Here is an 18,023-nt window from a genome sequence, read left to right on the forward strand (position 1 = left end):
ATGGCTAAGGTTGAGTTTGAGCGTACCAAACCTCACGTGAACGTTGGAACGATCGGGCACGTTGATCATGGAAAGACGACCCTTACGGCGGCGATTACGTTTACTGCCGCGGCAGCGGATCCTAGTATCGAAACCCAGAGTTACGATCAGATTGATAAGGCTCCGGAGGAGAAAGCACGGGGGATCACTATTAATACTGCCCACGTTGAATACCAAACTCCTGATCGTCATTATAGTCATGTTGATTGCCCTGGGCACGCGGATTACATTAAGAATATGATCACGGGTGCTGCGCAAATGGATGGTGCTGTTCTAGTGGTTAATGCGGCCGATGGGCCCATGCCACAAACTAGGGAGCATATTCTGCTTGCGCGACAAGTGGGCGTACCTTACATCGTAGTATTTATGAACAAGGAAGACATGGTTGATGACGAAGAGTTACTTGAACTCGTAGAGATGGAAGTGCGGGATATGTTGTCCGAATACGAGTTTCCTGGGGATGATATTCCAGTGGTGAAGGGTAGTGCTTTGAAAGCGTTAGAAGCTTTGGACGCTAACCCAAATGCACAACGCGGAGAAGATGAGTGGGTCGACAGGATTTGGCAGCTTCTAGATGCTATTGACAGTTATATACCTACGCCTGAGCGGGATGTTGACAAGCCGTTCCTGCTACCCGTAGAGGACGTGTTCACGATTACTGGTCGTGGGACGGTGGCCACTGGCCGCGTGGAGCGGGGAACAGTTAACACTGGCGAAGAAGTAGAGATAGTCGGCCTAAAAGAGACTACTACTAGCGTGGTGACAGGTGTTGAGATGCACCGGAAGACCCTGAATCAGGGTTTAGCCGGGGATAATGTTGGTGTGTTGCTTCGAGGTATAGCTCGGGAAGAGATTGATCGAGGTCAGGTTTTAGCGAAGCCCGGTTCTATTACACCTCACACTGAGTTTAAAGGTAGCGTGTATGTTTTAGCCAAGGCAGAAGGTGGTCGGCATAGCGCGTTCTTTTCTGGGTATCGTCCACAGTTTTACTTTCGGACGACTGATGTTACAGGTGTTGTGACGTTACCGGATGATGTGGAGATGGTTATGCCTGGGGATAATGTGGAGCTGATGGTGAGTTTGATTAAGCCGATAGCTATGGAGGAAGGCTTGCGGTTTGCTATCCGCGAGGGTGGTCGTACCGTTGGTGCGGGTGTCGTGACACAAGTCACCAAATAATCCTGCAAGGCCTTAGTTTTAGTTTGGTGACTGTACTTTCTTAACGGGAAGGACTCGCAAGGTGCTTAGTCTGCTATCATGACTGGATTGGGAGGACGCCATGGCAAGTGACGTTCGGATCAAGCTGTTGCTTGAGTGTTCAGAATGCAAGCGTCGCAACTACGCGACAAACAAAAATCGACGCAATACTCAAGGTAAACTTGAGCTTCGGAAATATTGTCGCTGGGATAGAAAGCATACTCTTCATCGGGAGGTCAAGGTCTGAGATGAATCGAGTGATCAATTATCTTCGTAACTCGCGAGCTGAGTTAGGTCGAGTTACTTGGCCGACTAGGAGTGAGGTATTCCAGTCTACCCAGGCAACCCTAGTTTTTGTACTTTTGACAGTGGCATTTCTGCTGGTTGCAGATAAAACTCTTGGTAGCCTTATCGGCTTGATCACCTGAAATTCCCTAATCGGGGGAGTTAGAGAGAATAATGAGTATAGAGTGGTATGCAATTCACACCTATGTTGGGCATGAGGAAAAGGTCAAGCAAAACATCCTGAATCGTGCCAAATCTCTCGGGATAGTTGACCATATATACCAAGTGGTCGTACCGACCGAAGAGACAGTTGAGCATGCTGGTGGCGGCAAAAGGGAGATTGTCGATCGGAAAATTTTTCCCGGGTATATATTTGTTCAGATGGACCTTGGCGACAATCCTGACGAACCAAACGAGTCGTGGGAGGTTGTGCGGTACACCCCGGGAGTGACGGGATTTGTGGGTACAGCTACTCACGCTGTGCCGCTTACTCGGGATGAGGAAGAGCGCATGCTGGCTTCTCTAGGAATTACCGGATCAAAAGAAACTCCAAAAGTGAAAATTTCTTTTACTCTTGGCGATATGGTACAGGTGACTGCAGGGCCATTCGCCGATTTTACTGGAGTTGTTTCTGAGGTTAATCCTGAGCGGGGTAAGGTAAAAGTGTTAGTCTCGATCTTCGGTCGAGAAACACCTGTTGAACTGGATTTCGCGCAGGTCTTGCGTACATAACAGTTTGCCCATTGGCTTGGGTAAATGGCGATTGAACCCCACCAAGCAGACTGTCTTGGCTAGGGGGAGCTAATAAGGAGGAACAATGGCTAAGAAGATCGAAGGATTGATAAAGTTGCAGCTGCAAGCAGGTGGGGCTACCCCTGCCCCTCCGGTAGGCCCTGCATTAGGGCAGTATGGTGCAAACATCATGCAATTCGTAAAAGAGTATAACGCTGCCACAGCATCCCAAGGTGATGCTATAATTCCGGTTGAAATTACCGTTTATGCTGACCGTTCATTTAGTTTTGTTACTAAGACTCCTCCGGCAAGCTATTTGATTCGTAAAGCCGCAGGTATACCTAAAGGATCTGGTGAGCCGAATCGAGAGAAAGTGGCCACATTGGCTTGGGATCAGTGCATAGAGATCGGTAAGTTGAAGATTGAGGACCTCAACGCCAATGACGAGGTAGCAGCTGCCAGGATTATTGCAGGTACAGCCCGTTCAATGGGAGTAGTAGTAGAGGGTACACCAGATGCCTAGGCAGGGAAAGCGTTACCTAAGCTTGCAAGAAAAAGTCGACCGGAACAGGACATATTCTGCGTCTGAGGCAGCTGAATTAGTTAAGGAGCTTGCCACGGCCAAATTTGATGAGACCGTCGAGGTTCATTTCCGGCTTGGTATTGATCCAACGAAATCCGAACAAAGTGTTCGCGGTACGGTTTCATTGCCACACGGAACTGGAAAGACAATTAGGGTTTTGGCGATCGTACAAGCTGAACAGGTTGCTGATGCTGAAGAGGCTGGTGCTGATATGGCTGGTGGCGAGGAAATTATCGAGAAAATATTAAGCGGCTGGATGGAGTTCGACGCTGTTGTCGCCACACCAAACATGATGGGTCAGATTGGTAGCAAACTTGGACGGATTCTTGGTCCCCGCGGGCTGCTTCCTAACCCGAAATCTGGTACAGTTGGCACTAATGTAGGCGAAATCGTTGGCCAACTTAAGGCAGGTCGTATTGAGTTTCGTAGCGATAAGACCGGTGTGGTACATGCGGCAATAGGCAAAGCCAGCTTTGCACCCGAAAAGCTTGCCGAGAACCTGGAGACTTTAAGAACCGCGCTTGAGGCTGTCAAGCCGGAAGGATCTCGCGGTATTTTCCTTCGAACCGCCTATGTATCATCTACAATGGGCCCTAGTGTTAGGGTGACAGTTTGAATTGAGTAACACCGGTGTGTAAAGGTGACCTTCCCTTTTGGTCGGGATTCACCAAGAGCACCTTGAAGGCGTTGGAGACAGCAGGGGCCGGACCAGGCTTAAAGATCCTGCCGAGGCGTTTCATTCTGCTTCGTGGTTGTTCCTAGGAAGGAACTTAAGTTCTTTAGTAAGAGGAAAGGCGGCGATGACTAACCCCAAAAATGTGGCATCGGTCGAGATGCTCAAAAGTGTTCTCGCTGAGGCGAAAACCTTCTTTTTGGTTGATTATCAGGGACTGGGTGCCGAGGAAATCAATGTTCTTAGGACGAAGATTCGTGCTGCTGGCGGAAGGATGCTTGTAGCTAAAAATCGACTCATCAACGTAGTTCTTCAGGACCAAGGAGTGGATGGATTCCAAGACATACTTAAAGGGCCTACCGCTTTGGTTGTTGTGGGTGACGATCCAGTTGGTCCTGCAAAGGCATTGGTAGACTTTGCTGACGAACACCTCCTCGACCTGCCGTTTCCTAAAGGAGGATTACTTGAAGGCACTGTGGTAGCGAGCGAGGCCATAAATCGCATCGCTGAGCTACCTGGAAGAGAACAACTATTGAGCCAAATAATTGGCCTTCTGCAGGCCCCTATGCAGCAACTTGTTGGAGTACTAGAAGGACCGTCGCGCAATTTGGTCTCTGTTTTACAAAATTACTCAGAAAAAATTAAGGAGAATTGAAATGGCTTTCGATAAAGATGGAATGGTTGAACAATTGAGTGGCTTGACAGTGTTAGAACTTGTGGATTTGCTGGATACATTGAAGGATAAGTGGGGTGTTGAAGCTGCAGCGGCAATGCCAGCCGGCGCCATGATGGCAGTTCCCGGCGGAGATGCTGATGCAGGAGTCGGCGCCGAGGAGCAGACTGAATTTACGGTAAGTATAACTAGTGCAGGTGAGAAGAAATTGCAGGTTATTAAGGCTGTTCGGGAAGTTGTTTCGGGACTGGGCCTTAAAGAAGCTAAAGAACTCGTGGAGTCTAATGGCGTGGTGCGGGAAGACGTTCCCAAGGAAGAGGCGGAAGAAATCAAGACTAAACTCGAGGAAGCTGGTGCTTCTGTCGAAGTAAAATAACAGCATTTTCACGAGACTAGAGAGGCACCAAGTCACCGTAACCTAGAATACGGCCACCACCTTTGGCATTAGGTTTAATGGTAGGCTGTCGTTACCAAATAGCTTTACGTGTTGATCGTATCTGGGGAGGAAAATGGAGAGCTGCGCAAATCAAGGTGCAATCCTTTACTTGCTAGCTAAGCACAGAATTATCAATTTGGGACGGAGTGGTGCCAAACGTACTACGTATAGGTGAAGGTATCTAGGTTGCAGGGATTAGTTAGCGTAATTCTAATCGACGGCATTGAGGGGTATAGGATGCTAAGTGAAGAAAGTCCCTGCGGAACAGATGTCTAGGTTGACGTTGCCGTGAAAGGCGCGTGGGGTTTATACAAGAAGTGAATAAGGGGTGAAGATGCGCGAAATCCGGGCTTTCGGTAGCATTCGCGAGGTCATAGACCTGCCGAATTTGACCAATATCCAAATTTCGTCTTATCAGCAGTTTCTTCAACATGGCGTTATTGCGCCTGAAAGGCAAGAAACCGGTCTTCAAGCGGCCTTCAAAGAGGTTTTTCCGATCGATGAAACCGAACGAGGGCGACAGACGGGTCTGGTTCTTGATTTTTTAGAGTACACTCTCCAAGAACCTGAATATTCTCCCGAAGAATGTAGAGAAAAGGATTTGAGCTACCACACGGGTCTTTTTGCAAAGCTCCAGCTCGTCCACAAAGATACTGGTTTGATCAAAGAGGATCAGGTGTTTCTTGGTGATTTGCCGCTAATGACCGATGACGGCTCTTTCGTTATCAATGGTGCAGATCGAGTTATTGTTTCGCAGATACATCGGTCTCCAGGCGTGTACTTTACCTCGTCTTTGAAGGGCCCTAATCGGGGTCTTACTGCAAGCGTTATTCCAATGCCGAAACGTGGTCCTTGGATAGAGATCGAGTTTGATAATTCAGATGTACTTTGGATGAAAGTTAATAAACGCAAATTCCCATTCACGCTCATCCTGCGTGTTCTCGGCTACAGTGATGACCAAATCCTTAACTTGTTTTCAGGTAACGAGGACTTGGTTACGCCTACATTTGAGAGTGAAGGGGCTGCCGGCATTACGTCTGACGAGGCCTTGTTGAGGTTATTCACGGTATTGAGACCCGGCGATCCTCCGAAGGTAGACAAAGCTGCGAATTACCTTTCGAGCCTTCTTGCTGATCCGCGACGCTACGATTTAGGCGATTCAGGACGTTTTAAGGTAAATTCTAAGCTTGGCCTTGACCATGAAGTGGGTACGTTGCTTGGGTATGAGGATGGGAAGTTCGTCGATTACGGTTTATTACCGACAATCCAGTACCTTGTAAAACTTCAAGCCGGTGAGGACGGTTATCGAGAAGACGATATAGATCACTTGGGGAACCGTCGTATAAGAACAGTTGGAGAATTAGTAGGCGACCAAATTAGAGTAGGTCTTGGCCGCATGGCACGAGGGGTTCGAGAACGTATGTTACTAGGCAACCCTGACGCAGCCACCCCTCAAAAACTTGTTAATAACCGGCCTATTGTTGCTGCCTTAAGGGAATTTTTTGGTCGGAGTCAGCTGAGCCAGTTTAAAGATCAAGTTAACCCGCTTTCAGAATTGAGACACAAACGCCGTATTTCGGCTCTCGGGCCAGGTGGTTTGACCAGAGAACGGGCAGGGTTCGACGTGCGGGATGTTCATAGGACGCACTATGGTCGCATATGTCCCATCGAAACTCCTGAGGGAGCTAATATTGGACTAATAACTTCATTGGCGTCTTATGCCCAGGTTAATGGGCTCGGATTTATTGAAGCTCCGTACCGTAAGGTGGCAAAAGGCAAAGTTACGGACGACGTAGTTTACATGACGGCACATACTGAGGACGACTACATCATCGCCCAAGCAAATACTCCCGTTGGAGAAGGGGGATCTTTTTCGGCCGATTCAATAGTCGCTCGTAGCTTAGGAGATCCGGTATTTGTGGATCCGGCTGAGGTTGATTACATGGATGTTTCGCCTAAGCAGATAATATCTGTTCCGACGGCGCTGATTCCATTTCTTGAGCATGATGATGCCAACCGGGCCCTCATGGGTTCGAATATGCAGTCACAAGCTGTCCCCCTAGTCAAGGCCGATGCTCCTTATGTAGGTACTGGGGTAGAGGAGCGAGTTTCTCGAGATTCGGGGACAGTACTGGTTACAGAAGAATCTGGGACAGTAACTTATGTTGACGCTAATAGAATAGTTATTGAAAGTTCCCAAAAGGTCGAGAAGACGTACCCGCTTGTGCGGTTTCAGCGTTCAAATCAGAATACTAATCTTGATCAACATCCAATTGTTTCTCTTGGCGAAAAGGTCGAGGCCGGACAGGTAATAGCCGATGGTCCTGCTTCCCAGAATGGAAGGCTTGCTCTCGGACAGAATATTCTGATCGCAATAATGCCCTTCGATGGTTACAATTTTGAAGACGCTATTGTGCTTTCGGAAAAACTTGTTCGTACTGACGTCTATACTTCGATTCATATAGAGAAATTCGAGAAAGAAGCTCGTGATACCAAACTCGGACCTGAGAAAGTAACCCGTGATATCCCGGGGCTCTCTGAGGCTGCCTTGAGGGATCTTGATGAGGACGGAGTTGTGCGTATTGGGGCCGAGGTAAAACAAGGAGATATCCTCGTTGGGCATACGAGCTTTAAAGGTGAAAAAGATCCGACTCCTGAAGAACGGTTGCTACGGTCGATATTTGGCGAAAAGGCACGTGAGGTAAAGGACACATCCCTTAGGGTGCCTCCTGGCGATGGAGGTGTAGTGCTTCGCACAGTACGTTTTAATAGGGGTGACGATGGCGTTGAACTGAAACCTGGGGTTCAGGAGATGGTTCGCGTGTATATTGCCCAAAAACGTCGGCTGATTGAGGGAGACAAGTTAGCTAATCGTCATGGTAACAAGGGGGTAGTTGCTAAGATCCTTCCACCAGAGGATATGCCTTATTTGGAAGACGGAACTCCTGTTGATCTTGTTTTCAACCCTTTAGGAGTGCCTTCAAGGATGAATCTCGGTCAAATACTTGAAACGCATCTTGGTTTAGCTGCTTATAAGCATGGTGTTTCATTTGTGACACCAGTTTTTGACGGTGCAGGTGAGGAGAACATTAAATCGTTATTGGGGGAAGCAGCCGACAACGATATTTTGGAGAAAAACAAGTCAGGGTACGAACCTGATAAGCGACAACTAGAAGTACTTCGTCGCTCAGCTAAGTTAGGAATTATTCCTGACGATCTTGATCCTGATGAGGCTCAGAAAGCCCTATTAAAAGCTGGCAAAGCTGTTCTGTATGATGGGCGTACTGGTGAGGTAATTGATGCACCTATAGTCGTCGGCATCATGTACGTGATGAAGCTCTACCATATGGTGGAGGATAAGATGCATGCCCGCTCGACAGGGCCCTACTCTCTTATTACGCAACAGCCTCTAGGAGGTAAGGCCCAATTTGGTGGCCAAAGGTTGGGGGAAATGGAGTGTTGGGCTTTGCAAGCCCATGGGGCTGCTTATACGTTGCAGGAGATGCTTACTATCAAATCTGATGATATTGATGGTAGGAACGCTGCTTATGAAGCGATTGTTAAGGGTAATGACGTGCTCGAGCCCACGATTCCCGAGTCGTTTAAGGTATTGGTAAAGGAGCTCCACTCCCTTGGCCTTGACGTCAAGGTACTTGATGAAGCTGAAAAGGCTGTAACAATTTTTGACGAGTCCGGACGTCAGTGGTAAGGGGTTTCTTATGAATGACAGAGAATTCTCCCGAGTGCAGATTTCGATTGCGTCACCTGAGCGTATTCGTAATTGGAGCTATGGGGAGATTACTAAGCCCGAAACTATTAACTACCGAACACTTAAACCAGAACGAGACGGTTTGTTCGATGAGCGAGTTTTCGGCCCTGAAAGGGATTGGGAATGTGCTTGTGGAAAGTATCGGGGGCAGCGTTTCGCGAGTAAGCATTGTGAGCGTTGTGGGGTAGAAGTCACTAAATCTACGGTTCGACGTTACCGAATGGGGCACATTGAGCTAGCGACTCCTTGCACACACATCTGGTATGTCAAAGATATTCCTAGCAAGGTAGGTTCTTTGTTGAATCTTTCAACGAACCAACTAGAACAGGTTTTGTATTTCGCTAAGTACATAGTTACTGAGCCAGAGGGAGCCTTCAAAGAAGGTAAACCTTTGCGTCGCGGTGACCTTCTTACCGATGATGAGTACCGTAGGCTTAGGAATGGTCACATAGAAACTTATAGCGTGCAGCAGGGTGAAGACGCTGTTGTTGCGGATGGTGAGACAGTAGCAGCTGGACAACATCTTGCAAATGGTGTGAAATCAAAGCTGGATGGAGTGGCGCAATATCGATTCGTGCGTAAGATCTCTTTCGATTATTCTGAATCTAGAGAGATTCGATTTGAGGTACCGAAATCCTCCTGGATTGAAGAGGAGAGCTACAAAGGGGGCCAGCCCTTTGCTGAACTCGAGAAAGACCTAAGTTTAAAATCTTCCTGCGAAGGTGTTGTTGAATTACTGCCTATTGGCAGTGATGGAGGTGTACTTAATCTGCGGGATCCGGATGAGGATGAGTTGTTAGAAAGCTTTCTTATCCCTACTGGTTTAGAGCTAAGTGTTGGCGATGGTGAGTTTGTCGAAAAGGGAATAGAGTTAGCTCGAGGCGACAAGGATAGTACGATTACGATGCCAAGTGAGGTTTCCGCCCAAGTCCTGAGTAATAAGACTAAAAGCAAAATTACCACGGTTAATATGCGAGTCGAATGGGACCGTACTGAAGTACACGAAATTAATCCCACTATGCACGTGTTGGTTGGCGATGGTTCGCGTGTCGCTGAAGGACAAAAAGTTGTGGGTGCCATTGATGCCGCTCAGGAAATAGTCGCAGCTGCTGACGGCGTTGTTCGCCAATTTGAGCCGGCTAGCATAATGGTGTCGAGAGCTCAAGTGTATTCCTATAAGGATGAGCCAATCGTAGTTAACGGAGATCGTGTGAAGCCTGGTGATGAACTTGCAGATGAGGGTGGGGTCAAGACTGGTATATCAGGTCGAGTGGAGATTGATCTTATCCGTAAACAGGTTCGTGTTATTGAAAGCTACGACTTTGAAGCTAAGATGGGGGCCGATGCGGTTAAGGAGCTCCTGGAGACCCTAGACCTTAAGGAGCTTGAGGCGGAGCTTGTTGAGGAAATGTCTAGTCCCAGTCGCCATAAAAGGGCAAAAGCTCGTAAAAGGCTGGAAATCGTGCGCCATTTTCTACGGTCTGATAATAACCCTTCCTGGATGGTTCTCGATGCGGTTCCTATCATGCCACCAAATTTACGACCTATGGTTCAGGTGGAAGGTGGTCGTTTCGCTACCAGTGACCTTAATGATCTCTATCGTCGGCTGATAAATCGTAATAACCGTTTGAAAAAACTGATTTCGCAGGGTGCTCCTGAGATGATCATCAGAAACGAAAAACGGATGCTGCAAGAGGCTGTCGATGCCTTAATTGATAATGGCCGTCGTGGTTCGGCAGTTGTTCACCCAGGTAGTGATAGGCCCTTAAGATCACTTACTGATCTTCTTGGGGGTAAGCAAGGGCGTTTCCGACAAAACTTATTGGGCAAAAGAGTGGACTACTCTGGACGAAGCGTCATAGTAGTTGGACCGCAATTGCAATTGCACCAGTGTGGTGTGCCGAAACGTATGGCCCTGGAATTGTTTAAACCCTTTCTTTTCAAGAAGCTTGAAGAACGAGGAATTGTAAGCAACATTAAGAGTGCGAGGAAGTTGCTGGAACGGTATAGAGACACTAGGGACGAAATTTGGGACACACTTGAAGAGGTTATTCAGGACCGTGTGGTTCTTTTAAACCGAGCTCCTACACTTCACCGCCTTGGGATCCAAGCTTTTGAGCCAGTTTTGGTGGAGGGTCAGGCTATTCAGCTGCACCCATTGGTTTGCGAAGCTTTTAATGCCGATTTTGATGGCGATCAAATGGCTATTCACGTCCCTCTATCTGTATACGCTCAGTCTGAAGCCCGTCTTCTAATGCTCAGTTCCCATAATTTGTTATCCCCTGCTCATGGAAGTCCCAATGTGTCTGCTAGCCGGGATATTATTCTTGGGCTTTTTGTACTTACTCAAGTGCACAACGGCCGTAAAGGTGTTGGCAAAAAATACAAGAAAATTACCACAGCCTTTAAAGACTTTGATGATGGTAAATTAGACCTCAATTCTTCCATAACAGTTGAGGGAAACGAGACTAGTATAGGCAGGCTTAAGTACCGATTCAGCTCAGTCGATGAGGCTCTTTTGGCTGCTGATCGCCATGAAATTGACATGCAGGATGTAGTTTCTGTGAGAATTAATGGCGAAATGATACATACAAGTCCAGGGCGTATGTATTTTGCAAGATTAGTTAGGGAAACGGTTGCTGAGGATGGGGAAGAATTACCTGCCTCGATGATAAGGTATGACGTAGCTTACGAACGGACCGCCTTACGGGATCTTGTAACTGATTCCTTCGAGATGCTAGGGATTGACCGGACTGCTAAACTACTTGATGGCTTAAAGGAATCTGGATTTGCGCTATCAACTACTAGCGGAATAACTATCGGTATCGACGATGTCTCTATACCAGAGGCTAAACGGGCACTACTAGAGGAAGCTCAGGATAAACTTGATCGGATCAATGTTGCTTTTGATCGTGGTTTTGTGACTCCGCAAGAACGGTTTCAGCAAGTAGTACGCCTTTGGAACGACACAACGGAGAGTGTTAAAGAGGCGGTGTTCGATAATTTTGAGGAGAACCTGCCTTTCAACCCTCTTTTTGTCATGGCCCAATCTGGTGCTCGAGGGAACCCTCAGCAGATCAAACAATTGGCTGGAATGCGTGGCTTAATGGCCAAGCCTTCCGGTGAGACTATTGAGTTGCCAATTAGAGCAAATTTCCGTGAAGGCCTTGATGTACTAGAGTATTTTATTTCTACGCATGGGGCTCGAAAGGGTGGCGCGGATACTGCTCTCAGGACAGCGGATTCTGGTTACTTGACTAGGAAGCTTGTCGACGTGGCACACGAGCTTGTGGTGCGCGAACAAGATTGCAATACTGCGGAATCCATCTCCATAGATTTGTATACGACAGATTCACGTCTTCGTACTTTGTCCCAGATTGAGATGAGTCTTTACGGTCGATATTTAGCGTCGGACTTTCAGATAGGCGATGTAAGTCTGTCGGCAAATAAACTTCTTAGCAAGGTTGATGTCAATATGATTCATCAACGACTTGTTGAGCACCCAGATGTGACCACAATAGATATACGTAGCCCTCTTACTTGTCAAACTCGGGCGGGAGTATGTCGCACTTGTTACGGTATGGATATGTCCACAATGCGTGATGTGGGTCTTGGGGAAGCGGTTGGCGTGATTGCTGCTGAATCTATTGGTGAACCAGGTACACAGTTAACAATGCGAACTTTCCATACTGGTGGTATTGCTACTGGTAGCGATATTACCCAAGGTTTACCCCGGGTTATTGAGTTGGTTGAGGCTCGTAAGCCTAAGGTTCGGGCGGTTATATCCGATTTGGATGGCGTGGTTACTACGGAGGAGGATGACGATCGTATAAGACTCACAGTAACTAGCGAAGATGGAGATTTTGACAAGTCTTATCGCATCGATCGCAATGTACGTCTTCTTGTACGTGACGGCGACTCTGTAGAGGCAGGGGATCAATTGACGCGGGGTGCTGTAAATCCCCACGATCTTCTAGAATCCAGGGGACCTGATGCTGTCGAGCGGTATCTGGTAGAGGAAATACAAAGAGTTTATCGGGGACAGGGCGTAAGTGTTCATGACAAGCATATTGAGGTCATCGTTCGGCAGATGCTCAAATACGTAGAAATTTTAAGTCCTGGGGATAGTGGATTCCTAGAGGGACAAACAGTCGAAAAATTTGACGTCGAAGAGTCTAATAATACGCTTCTAGAGAATGGGGATGAGCCAGCGAGTTGGAAGCCAATTCTGCTCGGAATTACGAAAGCAAGTCTATCTACGAAGTCTTGGCTTTCAGCTGCTAGCTTTCAACACACTACTCATGTGCTTACAGAGGCTGCTGTTTCCGCAAAGACGGATATTTTAGTCGGCCTAAAGGAAAATGTCATCTTGGGGCGCCTGATACCGGCAGGTACGGGACTTGAGTCAATTCGGGAGACTCGGGTGGCAGATGAAAAAATGCTAGAACGTCAGCGACAGGCCGAATCGAATGCTCGAGTTTCGGCGCAGAAGCCGCCAAGTGAAGAACAACAAGTCGAAGCAAGTAATTCATCGAGCTAATCGAGCTAACCCTATTCCAGAAGGAATAGCACGACCAAACCATCAAATGATGGTTTGGTCGTTCTCGACGTTGAGCCGATGGGATTGTTATGCTCGATGAAGTGATTCTGGCTATAGATCCTGGTTTGAATATTGGTATAGCTTTAGTGCACTTAGATGGGAGCATAAAGCACCGAGAAATAGTTACGCTTGAGGAGTTACGTGATTATTGCTTGAGCCGTGGGGAGATAGTTGTAGTAGGTAACGGCACGGGTAGCGGAAAAGTCCTAGAGATACTACAACAAAAGGGATGCAATTACACTATCTGCGATGAAACTAACACCTCATTCGAGGCTCGCAATCTTTACTTTCAAGATTTCCCTCCTAAAGGGTTGGTTAGATTTCTTCCGCGCGGGTTATGGTTTCCTAACGTACCTATAGATGATTATGCAGCCTGTGTAATAGCTAGGCGCTACCTAACCGGTTCCTGTAATTCAGAAAAGCTGAAGCGATGAGGTTCGTCTGGTTGGTTACTTTATATTGTTCAGATAAATACGGCCAGTAAGGCCGATGATTACCTACAATAATCGGATTGTTCCCTGCTAACCTTAAATGTGAGGATGATTGATTCTTAGTTAAGGTCGTGGTCTTCGGAAGCTTCGAGAAGTGCTCTGGCTTCCACGTTGGTTAACTCCATAACGGCGCTTATTTCTCCAGCAAGTAGCCTTAGGGCTCTCCTATATGCCTGGCGATCTAAGTCGGGTAGGCCACGTTCAAGATCCCAACGGCGTAGCTCACTTGCAAGTGTTGCAATCTGATAAGGATCTCCGCTGGTGAGGATGTCCGTAACTTTTCGATGCCGCGCTGCCCATTGTTTCGGCAGGTTAATCCGTCCATTCTGGAGTCTTTCGAGGACATTTTGAACCTCTTCGCCAGTCAGAGCGGGTCTTAAGCCAGCTTCTTGCGGCGACTTGACTGGAACATAAGCTTTAGAGGTGCCGTTTGGGAATTCTACCTGGTAGTACTGGAGGTCCGCACCGGCAATGGTTTTAGTGGTTGTACCCGACACGATGCCAACGCCATAAGGTGGAAGGACAACTTGGTCACCGTTTTTGAAGTTCCTGGGAATATTTTTCAATTCGCTCTCCTTCCAATCAAAAACCGCCGCGGTAGGGGGCGGTTAGTTTAGGGTTAACTACCTCTAATCTGTACCAAATATTTTGTCTTTTCCGGCCGGCTTAAATGTTGGACCGAAAACTTAATCACTCAATAATCATAGCAAAAATTTTTGTCTTATGCACGGATTTAGTTTTGGACAAAAGTTTCTTCACAGGTCCCATCAGGTGACCTTGCTGAGGAGACCTGTGTGGTGACCGTTATGCCCAGTAAGATAACTAAAGCACCTAGTATAGTCATGAGTGGGGGTATTTCTTTAAAGAATAAATATGCCAAGATAGTTGCGCCAACAGGTTCGAGGAGAATAAGGGTTGCGACCAAAGTAGCGTCGAGGTGCTTCATGGCAAAATTAAGTCCCGTATGACCAATAAGAGTGGGTAACAATGCCAGCAAACTAATCCAGATAACGGTTTCAAATGTATAACCAAAATATGGGAAACCAATGATTCCTGGTAGAGGAATTAGGGAGACCGCAGCTATGCCGTAAGCTATCCCAATATAGGACTGTAACCCTAGACCGCTCCTTTGAGAAGCTTGGCCGAGCAAGAAATAGGCGGCTAGGAATATAGCGCCAGCCAAAGCAAGTGCGTCACCAAGGAGTGGCGATTTTCCTCCACCGAGATCGCCAAAACCAATCATGGCTGCTCCTAAGGTTGCAACGACCATGCCTATTACTATTAGCGATGAGGGAGGGGATGACATGAATAACCATTTCGCTAGCGTAATCCATAGGGGTGTAGTGGCAACCAGTATTGTACTTGACGCAACGGTAGTGAAAGATAGAGAAGTTATCCAGGTAGCGAAATGAGCGCCGAGAAACATTCCCGCCAAGATGCTCAACCAGAGGGTTCTTCGGGTGGGTGGAGTAATTTTCAAGCTACGTATGGTCAATGGTAAAAGTACGAGTCCAGCGAGCGCCATCCGATAGGCTGCCACAACTAATCCTGGGGCTTCGGCTAAGCGTACGAAGATCGCAGCGAAGCTTGTTGCCGATATAGCAATGGCTAGAACTATATATGCTCGCTTACTGGTGGTTACCGGCATACGTACTATGGTACCCCTGGAGAGATCTTATTATGTTTTGATCCCAATTCAGAGGGCTTGACTGGGCCGTTCCTTCTGTTAATTCAAGTAAAACGCCGAAAAAATAGTTTTGGCCTTAAGTCATCTAAACTCCCAATTAAATGCTTCGGTTAGTAGCTCTATAAATTTTCATCAGTACAAGACTCCGGTTACTTTCTTGACCCGTTTTTTTGAAACCTCCGGTATTTGGTTAGATAGCCTTTAATTTTACAGTGTTGATGGATGGGGGTGGTGACCGTGTCAGGTCAAATAGGTTGCTTCTATGGTTACGTTGACCGCCGTTCAAGGTTTAATTGCGAGATGCCAGACCAATACTGCTCAGCGTGAGAATGAACGCCCTAAGACTTCACCGGGATTTCCTAATGGGCCCAGGTCTTCGTCTCCAATGGCTAGGTGTACACCAATCCCGTTGCCCGCATGAATGTAGACTGGGAGTGGAAATTCGAACTCAGCCGGCGGTTCCACGGTGGCGTATACGAGTCGTTGGCCGTCGTTTCTCATACTACTTTTAAAAACTTCGAGCCAAGTGGTTGCGGTGATAGTTATTACGATAGTGGCGTCTTGGGGGGAGGTATAAGTACCAACTGTAGGTGTCTGTACTGAGGATTCTGGGGTTAGTGCAATTTCTAATCGCCGGTCTGAGCTTAAGTCAACCTGCTGTTTGTACACTTGGTAGCCATCAAGAGAAACAACTAATTGCCTAGAGGACAACGCCGTAATAGGCGCATCCTTGATGGGCGTGATATTGGCTAAAGTAAAAGAGTCGATACTCACTTCTGCTCCTGGGGGATCAGTAACGATAGTCAAGAGACTTATAGCGGTCGTTTCTTCGTGCTGCGCTTTAAGGGTGGCTCTAGGCTCAGGTGGTTCCTCAGTTTGGTTCAAAAGTTGTCCCGGTTGAGGCGGTATTTGGGGTTCTTTCTCTGACTGGAACAGTGAAGCGTTGAAACCCCAAAGAATGAGGAGTATTACAGCAGAAATAAGTAGCAAATAGGATAGAACGGGACCTAAATTAAGTTGTCTTCGCCGAAGTGATTCTTCCTGATAGATTTCTTCAGTGTTATTTTCGACCTGGTCAGATTTCTGAGCTTTAGAGCGTTCTTCAGCAAACAGCTTAAGAAGTGAATCAGGATTTTCTCCTATAGCGAGCGCAAAAAGTTTTAGAAAATTACGCGTGTATACGTCTTCTGGCAAATCGTCGTAACGAGCATTTTCCAGTGCCGAGAGATATTCTTTTCTCACATTAGTTAGCTCTGAAATGTCAGCCAAATCTAATCCTTGGCGGTCTCTTGCAGAGCGTAATCTCTCGTTTAGGTTTTTAGCTTGATCTTCGTCATAAAGCGGACTTTTGCTCATGATTTAACTTTCACCCTTGAAGGCCTATTAACAGTTGACCTAATTAGGGAAGCCGCGACCTGGGCAGCTAAAATAGCGTTTTCTTCTAGTATTTGTAAATTTACTTTGACGGTGCGGCCTTCAGATAGCTCGGCGAGACGATTAAGTAGGAACGGAGTTATTTCTTGTGCGCGAATTCCTGATGCGATAGCTTCATTGTCGGCGACTGACAGGTAAATCTTTAACTCTTCACTTGATAGGCCTTTTGAAACTGGATTACTCACCAATAATCCGGTCCCTCCAAGAGAGAGGTGTTGCTCAAACGCTTCAGCTATCTCGTTAGGGGTGTCTAGTTGGGACGGCAGCAGGAGTGTTGTCTCTGGGACATGAAAACCGGCAAGATAGGATGACCGGTATCCGACAGTAGGCACACCTAGACTTTCAAGGCGCTCGAGAGTGGCCGAGGCATTTAGAAAGCTCTTTGGGCCAGAACAAACTGTAATGAGTGGGAAACGTGAAAGCGCAACAAGGTCGGCCGATTGGTCATTCACATTTTTGTGCACGCCACCAATTCCACCTGTCGCAAAAACCTGGATACCGCTGAGGTGAGCTAGCTGCAGGGTAGTAGCTACCGTGGTACCTGCGGTTAACTTTTTTGGACCCAAGAGAGTCGCGAGGTTCCAAAGGCTTGCTTTTGCGGGATTTTCGCTGACCAGGGTTTTTAACTCGAATTCGTCCATTCCCACTATTGCCTCTCCCTTGGATATGCCGATCGTAGCGGGGACAGCTCCTTCACTACGTATGACTTCCTCGATATGATGTGCCAGTTCAAGGTTTTGAGGAGAGGGTAGTCCATGGGTCAGGACTGTGGACTCGAGAGCGACTATCGGCTGCCGTATATCCTGAGCCAATTTAACCTTCTTGGCGATCCGGAAATTCACTCTCTCATGATACCTCAAGCTTGGAATGAGGATGACGCCGGGCGGGTCCTGTGCTAGACTCCCGCCGTGGAGATTCCAAGCTTACAAACGGTGGCTCCTTATCTCGAGCAGCTGAGCTTTGGCCTTATTGCTGGTTTTGCGGCCGGATATGCTCTGAAGAAATTGGGCAAGGTAGTGGTGTTTGCTCTCGGATTGCTTTTCATTGTTATTCAGATACTCGCATATTATGATTTTGTCGCTATTAGTTGGATTGAAATTGAGAATTCCGTAAAACCTTTGCTTGAGGCTGATTCAATTACGCAAATGTGGCAAGCTTTAGTTCAACTTCTGACTCACAACGTAACCTTCGCGGGTGCGTTTGTTCCCGGCTTAATTATTGGTTTGCGGAGAGGTTAGTCAAGTCCGAATATTCCTTTGGTTCTGAATGGTTTTTAGTCTAAACAATCTTGTCTAGCTGATTCTTTAAGCGCCAAAAATTAACTTCATGCGGAAACTAGATAGTTCTCTGAATGTCTTCGAGTTAGTTTAGGCAAGTCCTTCGGATCTGAGCGATTAGCACTCAAGGTACTTGACATAGCACTT

General features: G+C 47.2%; 16 protein-coding genes. 12 read left to right on the forward strand and 4 right to left on the reverse strand.

Annotation, left to right across the window (positions count from 1 at the left end; genetic code table 11):
- From tuf to CMO31_08005, 11 genes are all read left to right on the forward strand, one after another.
- On the forward strand, positions 1–1,218 hold the full coding sequence (gene tuf, locus CMO31_07955; GenBank protein MAZ53925.1) for an elongation factor Tu: 1,218 nt from the start codon (positions 1–3) through the stop codon (positions 1,216–1,218).
- A gap of 100 nt (positions 1,219–1,318) precedes the next feature.
- Complete coding sequence (gene rpmG, locus CMO31_07960; GenBank protein ID MAZ53926.1) at positions 1,319–1,483, forward strand: 50S ribosomal protein L33; 165 nt, start codon at positions 1,319–1,321, stop codon at positions 1,481–1,483.
- Between the two features lies 1 nt (position 1,484).
- Positions 1,485–1,664: a preprotein translocase subunit SecE gene (locus CMO31_07965; GenBank protein ID MAZ53927.1), complete on the forward strand. Its 180-nt coding sequence runs from the start codon at positions 1,485–1,487 to the stop codon at positions 1,662–1,664.
- 31 nt (positions 1,665–1,695) lie between these two features.
- Entirely contained in the window at positions 1,696–2,253 is a 558-nt protein-coding gene (gene nusG, locus CMO31_07970) for a transcription termination/antitermination factor NusG (protein ID MAZ53928.1), read from the forward strand.
- Between the two features lie 85 nt (positions 2,254–2,338).
- Positions 2,339–2,776, forward strand: a complete 438-nt coding sequence (gene rplK / locus CMO31_07975; GenBank protein ID MAZ53929.1) for a 50S ribosomal protein L11 — start codon at positions 2,339–2,341, stop codon at positions 2,774–2,776.
- Positions 2,769–3,452: a 50S ribosomal protein L1 gene (locus tag CMO31_07980; protein ID MAZ53930.1), complete on the forward strand. Its 684-nt coding sequence runs from the start codon at positions 2,769–2,771 to the stop codon at positions 3,450–3,452. Before rplK ends, CMO31_07980 begins: the two co-directional genes overlap by 8 nt.
- A 37-nt stretch (positions 3,453–3,489) precedes the next feature.
- Entirely contained in the window at positions 3,490–4,164 is a 675-nt protein-coding gene (rplJ, locus tag CMO31_07985; GenBank protein ID MAZ53931.1) for a 50S ribosomal protein L10, read from the forward strand.
- A 1-nt stretch (position 4,165) separates the two neighbouring features.
- Positions 4,166–4,558 (forward strand): 50S ribosomal protein L7/L12, encoded by a 393-nt coding sequence (locus CMO31_07990; protein ID MAZ53932.1) that lies wholly within the window; start codon positions 4,166–4,168, stop codon positions 4,556–4,558.
- 394 nt (positions 4,559–4,952) lie between these two features.
- A complete protein-coding gene (locus CMO31_07995; protein MAZ53933.1) occupies positions 4,953–8,327 on the forward strand; it encodes a DNA-directed RNA polymerase subunit beta in 3,375 nt (1,124 codons plus the stop codon).
- A 10-nt stretch (positions 8,328–8,337) separates the two neighbouring features.
- Complete coding sequence (gene rpoC, locus CMO31_08000) at positions 8,338–12,927, forward strand: DNA-directed RNA polymerase subunit beta' (protein MAZ53934.1); 4,590 nt, start codon at positions 8,338–8,340, stop codon at positions 12,925–12,927.
- A gap of 89 nt (positions 12,928–13,016) precedes the next feature.
- Entirely contained in the window at positions 13,017–13,421 is a 405-nt protein-coding gene (locus tag CMO31_08005) for a resolvase (protein ID MAZ53935.1), read from the forward strand.
- A 116-nt stretch (positions 13,422–13,537) separates the two neighbouring features.
- Here the strand turns inward: CMO31_08005 and CMO31_08010 are convergent, their stop codons facing one another.
- From CMO31_08010 to CMO31_08025, 4 genes are all read right to left on the reverse strand, one after another.
- Positions 13,538–14,044: a CarD family transcriptional regulator gene (locus tag CMO31_08010; protein ID MAZ53936.1), complete on the reverse strand. Its 507-nt coding sequence runs from the start codon at positions 14,042–14,044 to the stop codon at positions 13,538–13,540.
- A 167-nt stretch (positions 14,045–14,211) separates the two neighbouring features.
- Positions 14,212–15,126 carry an EamA family transporter gene (locus CMO31_08015; protein ID MAZ53937.1) on the reverse strand — a complete coding sequence of 305 codons (915 nt, stop codon included), beginning with the start codon at positions 15,124–15,126 and terminating at the stop codon, positions 14,212–14,214.
- A gap of 357 nt (positions 15,127–15,483) precedes the next feature.
- Complete coding sequence (locus CMO31_08020; GenBank protein MAZ53938.1) at positions 15,484–16,521, reverse strand: hypothetical protein; 1,038 nt, start codon at positions 16,519–16,521, stop codon at positions 15,484–15,486.
- Entirely contained in the window at positions 16,518–17,429 is a 912-nt protein-coding gene (locus tag CMO31_08025; GenBank protein ID MAZ53939.1) for a pseudouridine-5-phosphate glycosidase, read from the reverse strand. Before CMO31_08025 ends, CMO31_08020 begins: the two co-directional genes overlap by 4 nt.
- A gap of 78 nt (positions 17,430–17,507) precedes the next feature.
- Here CMO31_08025 and CMO31_08030 point away from each other — a divergent pair, with 78 nt between their 5' ends.
- The gene (locus tag CMO31_08030) at positions 17,508–17,837 is read left to right on the forward strand and encodes a hypothetical protein (protein ID MAZ53940.1); all 330 of its coding nucleotides are present in this window, start codon (positions 17,508–17,510) and stop codon (positions 17,835–17,837) included.
- Positions 17,838–18,023 lie beyond the last annotated feature (186 nt).

This window comes from Trueperaceae bacterium (assembly GCA_002707365.1).
Taxonomy (GTDB): Bacteria; Deinococcota; Deinococci; order Deinococcales; family Trueperaceae; genus UBA6957.

Excerpts from the sequence above, each read along its gene's own strand:
- tuf (MAZ53925.1), top strand. The coding sequence starts at position 1 with ATGGCTAAGGTTGAGTTTGAGCGTACCAAACCTCACGTGAACGTTGGA.
- rpmG (MAZ53926.1), top strand. The coding sequence starts at position 1,319 with ATGGCAAGTGACGTTCGGATCAAGCTGTTGCTTGAGTGTTCAGAATGC.
- CMO31_07965 (MAZ53927.1), top strand. The coding sequence starts at position 1,485 with ATGAATCGAGTGATCAATTATCTTCGTAACTCGCGAGCTGAGTTAGGT.
- nusG (MAZ53928.1), top strand. The coding sequence starts at position 1,696 with ATGAGTATAGAGTGGTATGCAATTCACACCTATGTTGGGCATGAGGAA.
- rplK (MAZ53929.1), top strand. The coding sequence starts at position 2,339 with ATGGCTAAGAAGATCGAAGGATTGATAAAGTTGCAGCTGCAAGCAGGT.
- CMO31_07980 (MAZ53930.1), top strand. The coding sequence starts at position 2,769 with ATGCCTAGGCAGGGAAAGCGTTACCTAAGCTTGCAAGAAAAAGTCGAC.
- CMO31_07990 (MAZ53932.1), top strand. The coding sequence starts at position 4,166 with ATGGCTTTCGATAAAGATGGAATGGTTGAACAATTGAGTGGCTTGACA.
- CMO31_07995 (MAZ53933.1), top strand. The coding sequence starts at position 4,953 with ATGCGCGAAATCCGGGCTTTCGGTAGCATTCGCGAGGTCATAGACCTG.
- rpoC (MAZ53934.1), top strand. The coding sequence starts at position 8,338 with ATGAATGACAGAGAATTCTCCCGAGTGCAGATTTCGATTGCGTCACCT.
- CMO31_08005 (MAZ53935.1), top strand. The coding sequence starts at position 13,017 with ATGCTCGATGAAGTGATTCTGGCTATAGATCCTGGTTTGAATATTGGT.
- CMO31_08015 (MAZ53937.1), bottom strand. The coding sequence starts at position 15,126 with ATGCCGGTAACCACCAGTAAGCGAGCATATATAGTTCTAGCCATTGCT.
- CMO31_08020 (MAZ53938.1), bottom strand. The coding sequence starts at position 16,521 with ATGAGCAAAAGTCCGCTTTATGACGAAGATCAAGCTAAAAACCTAAAC.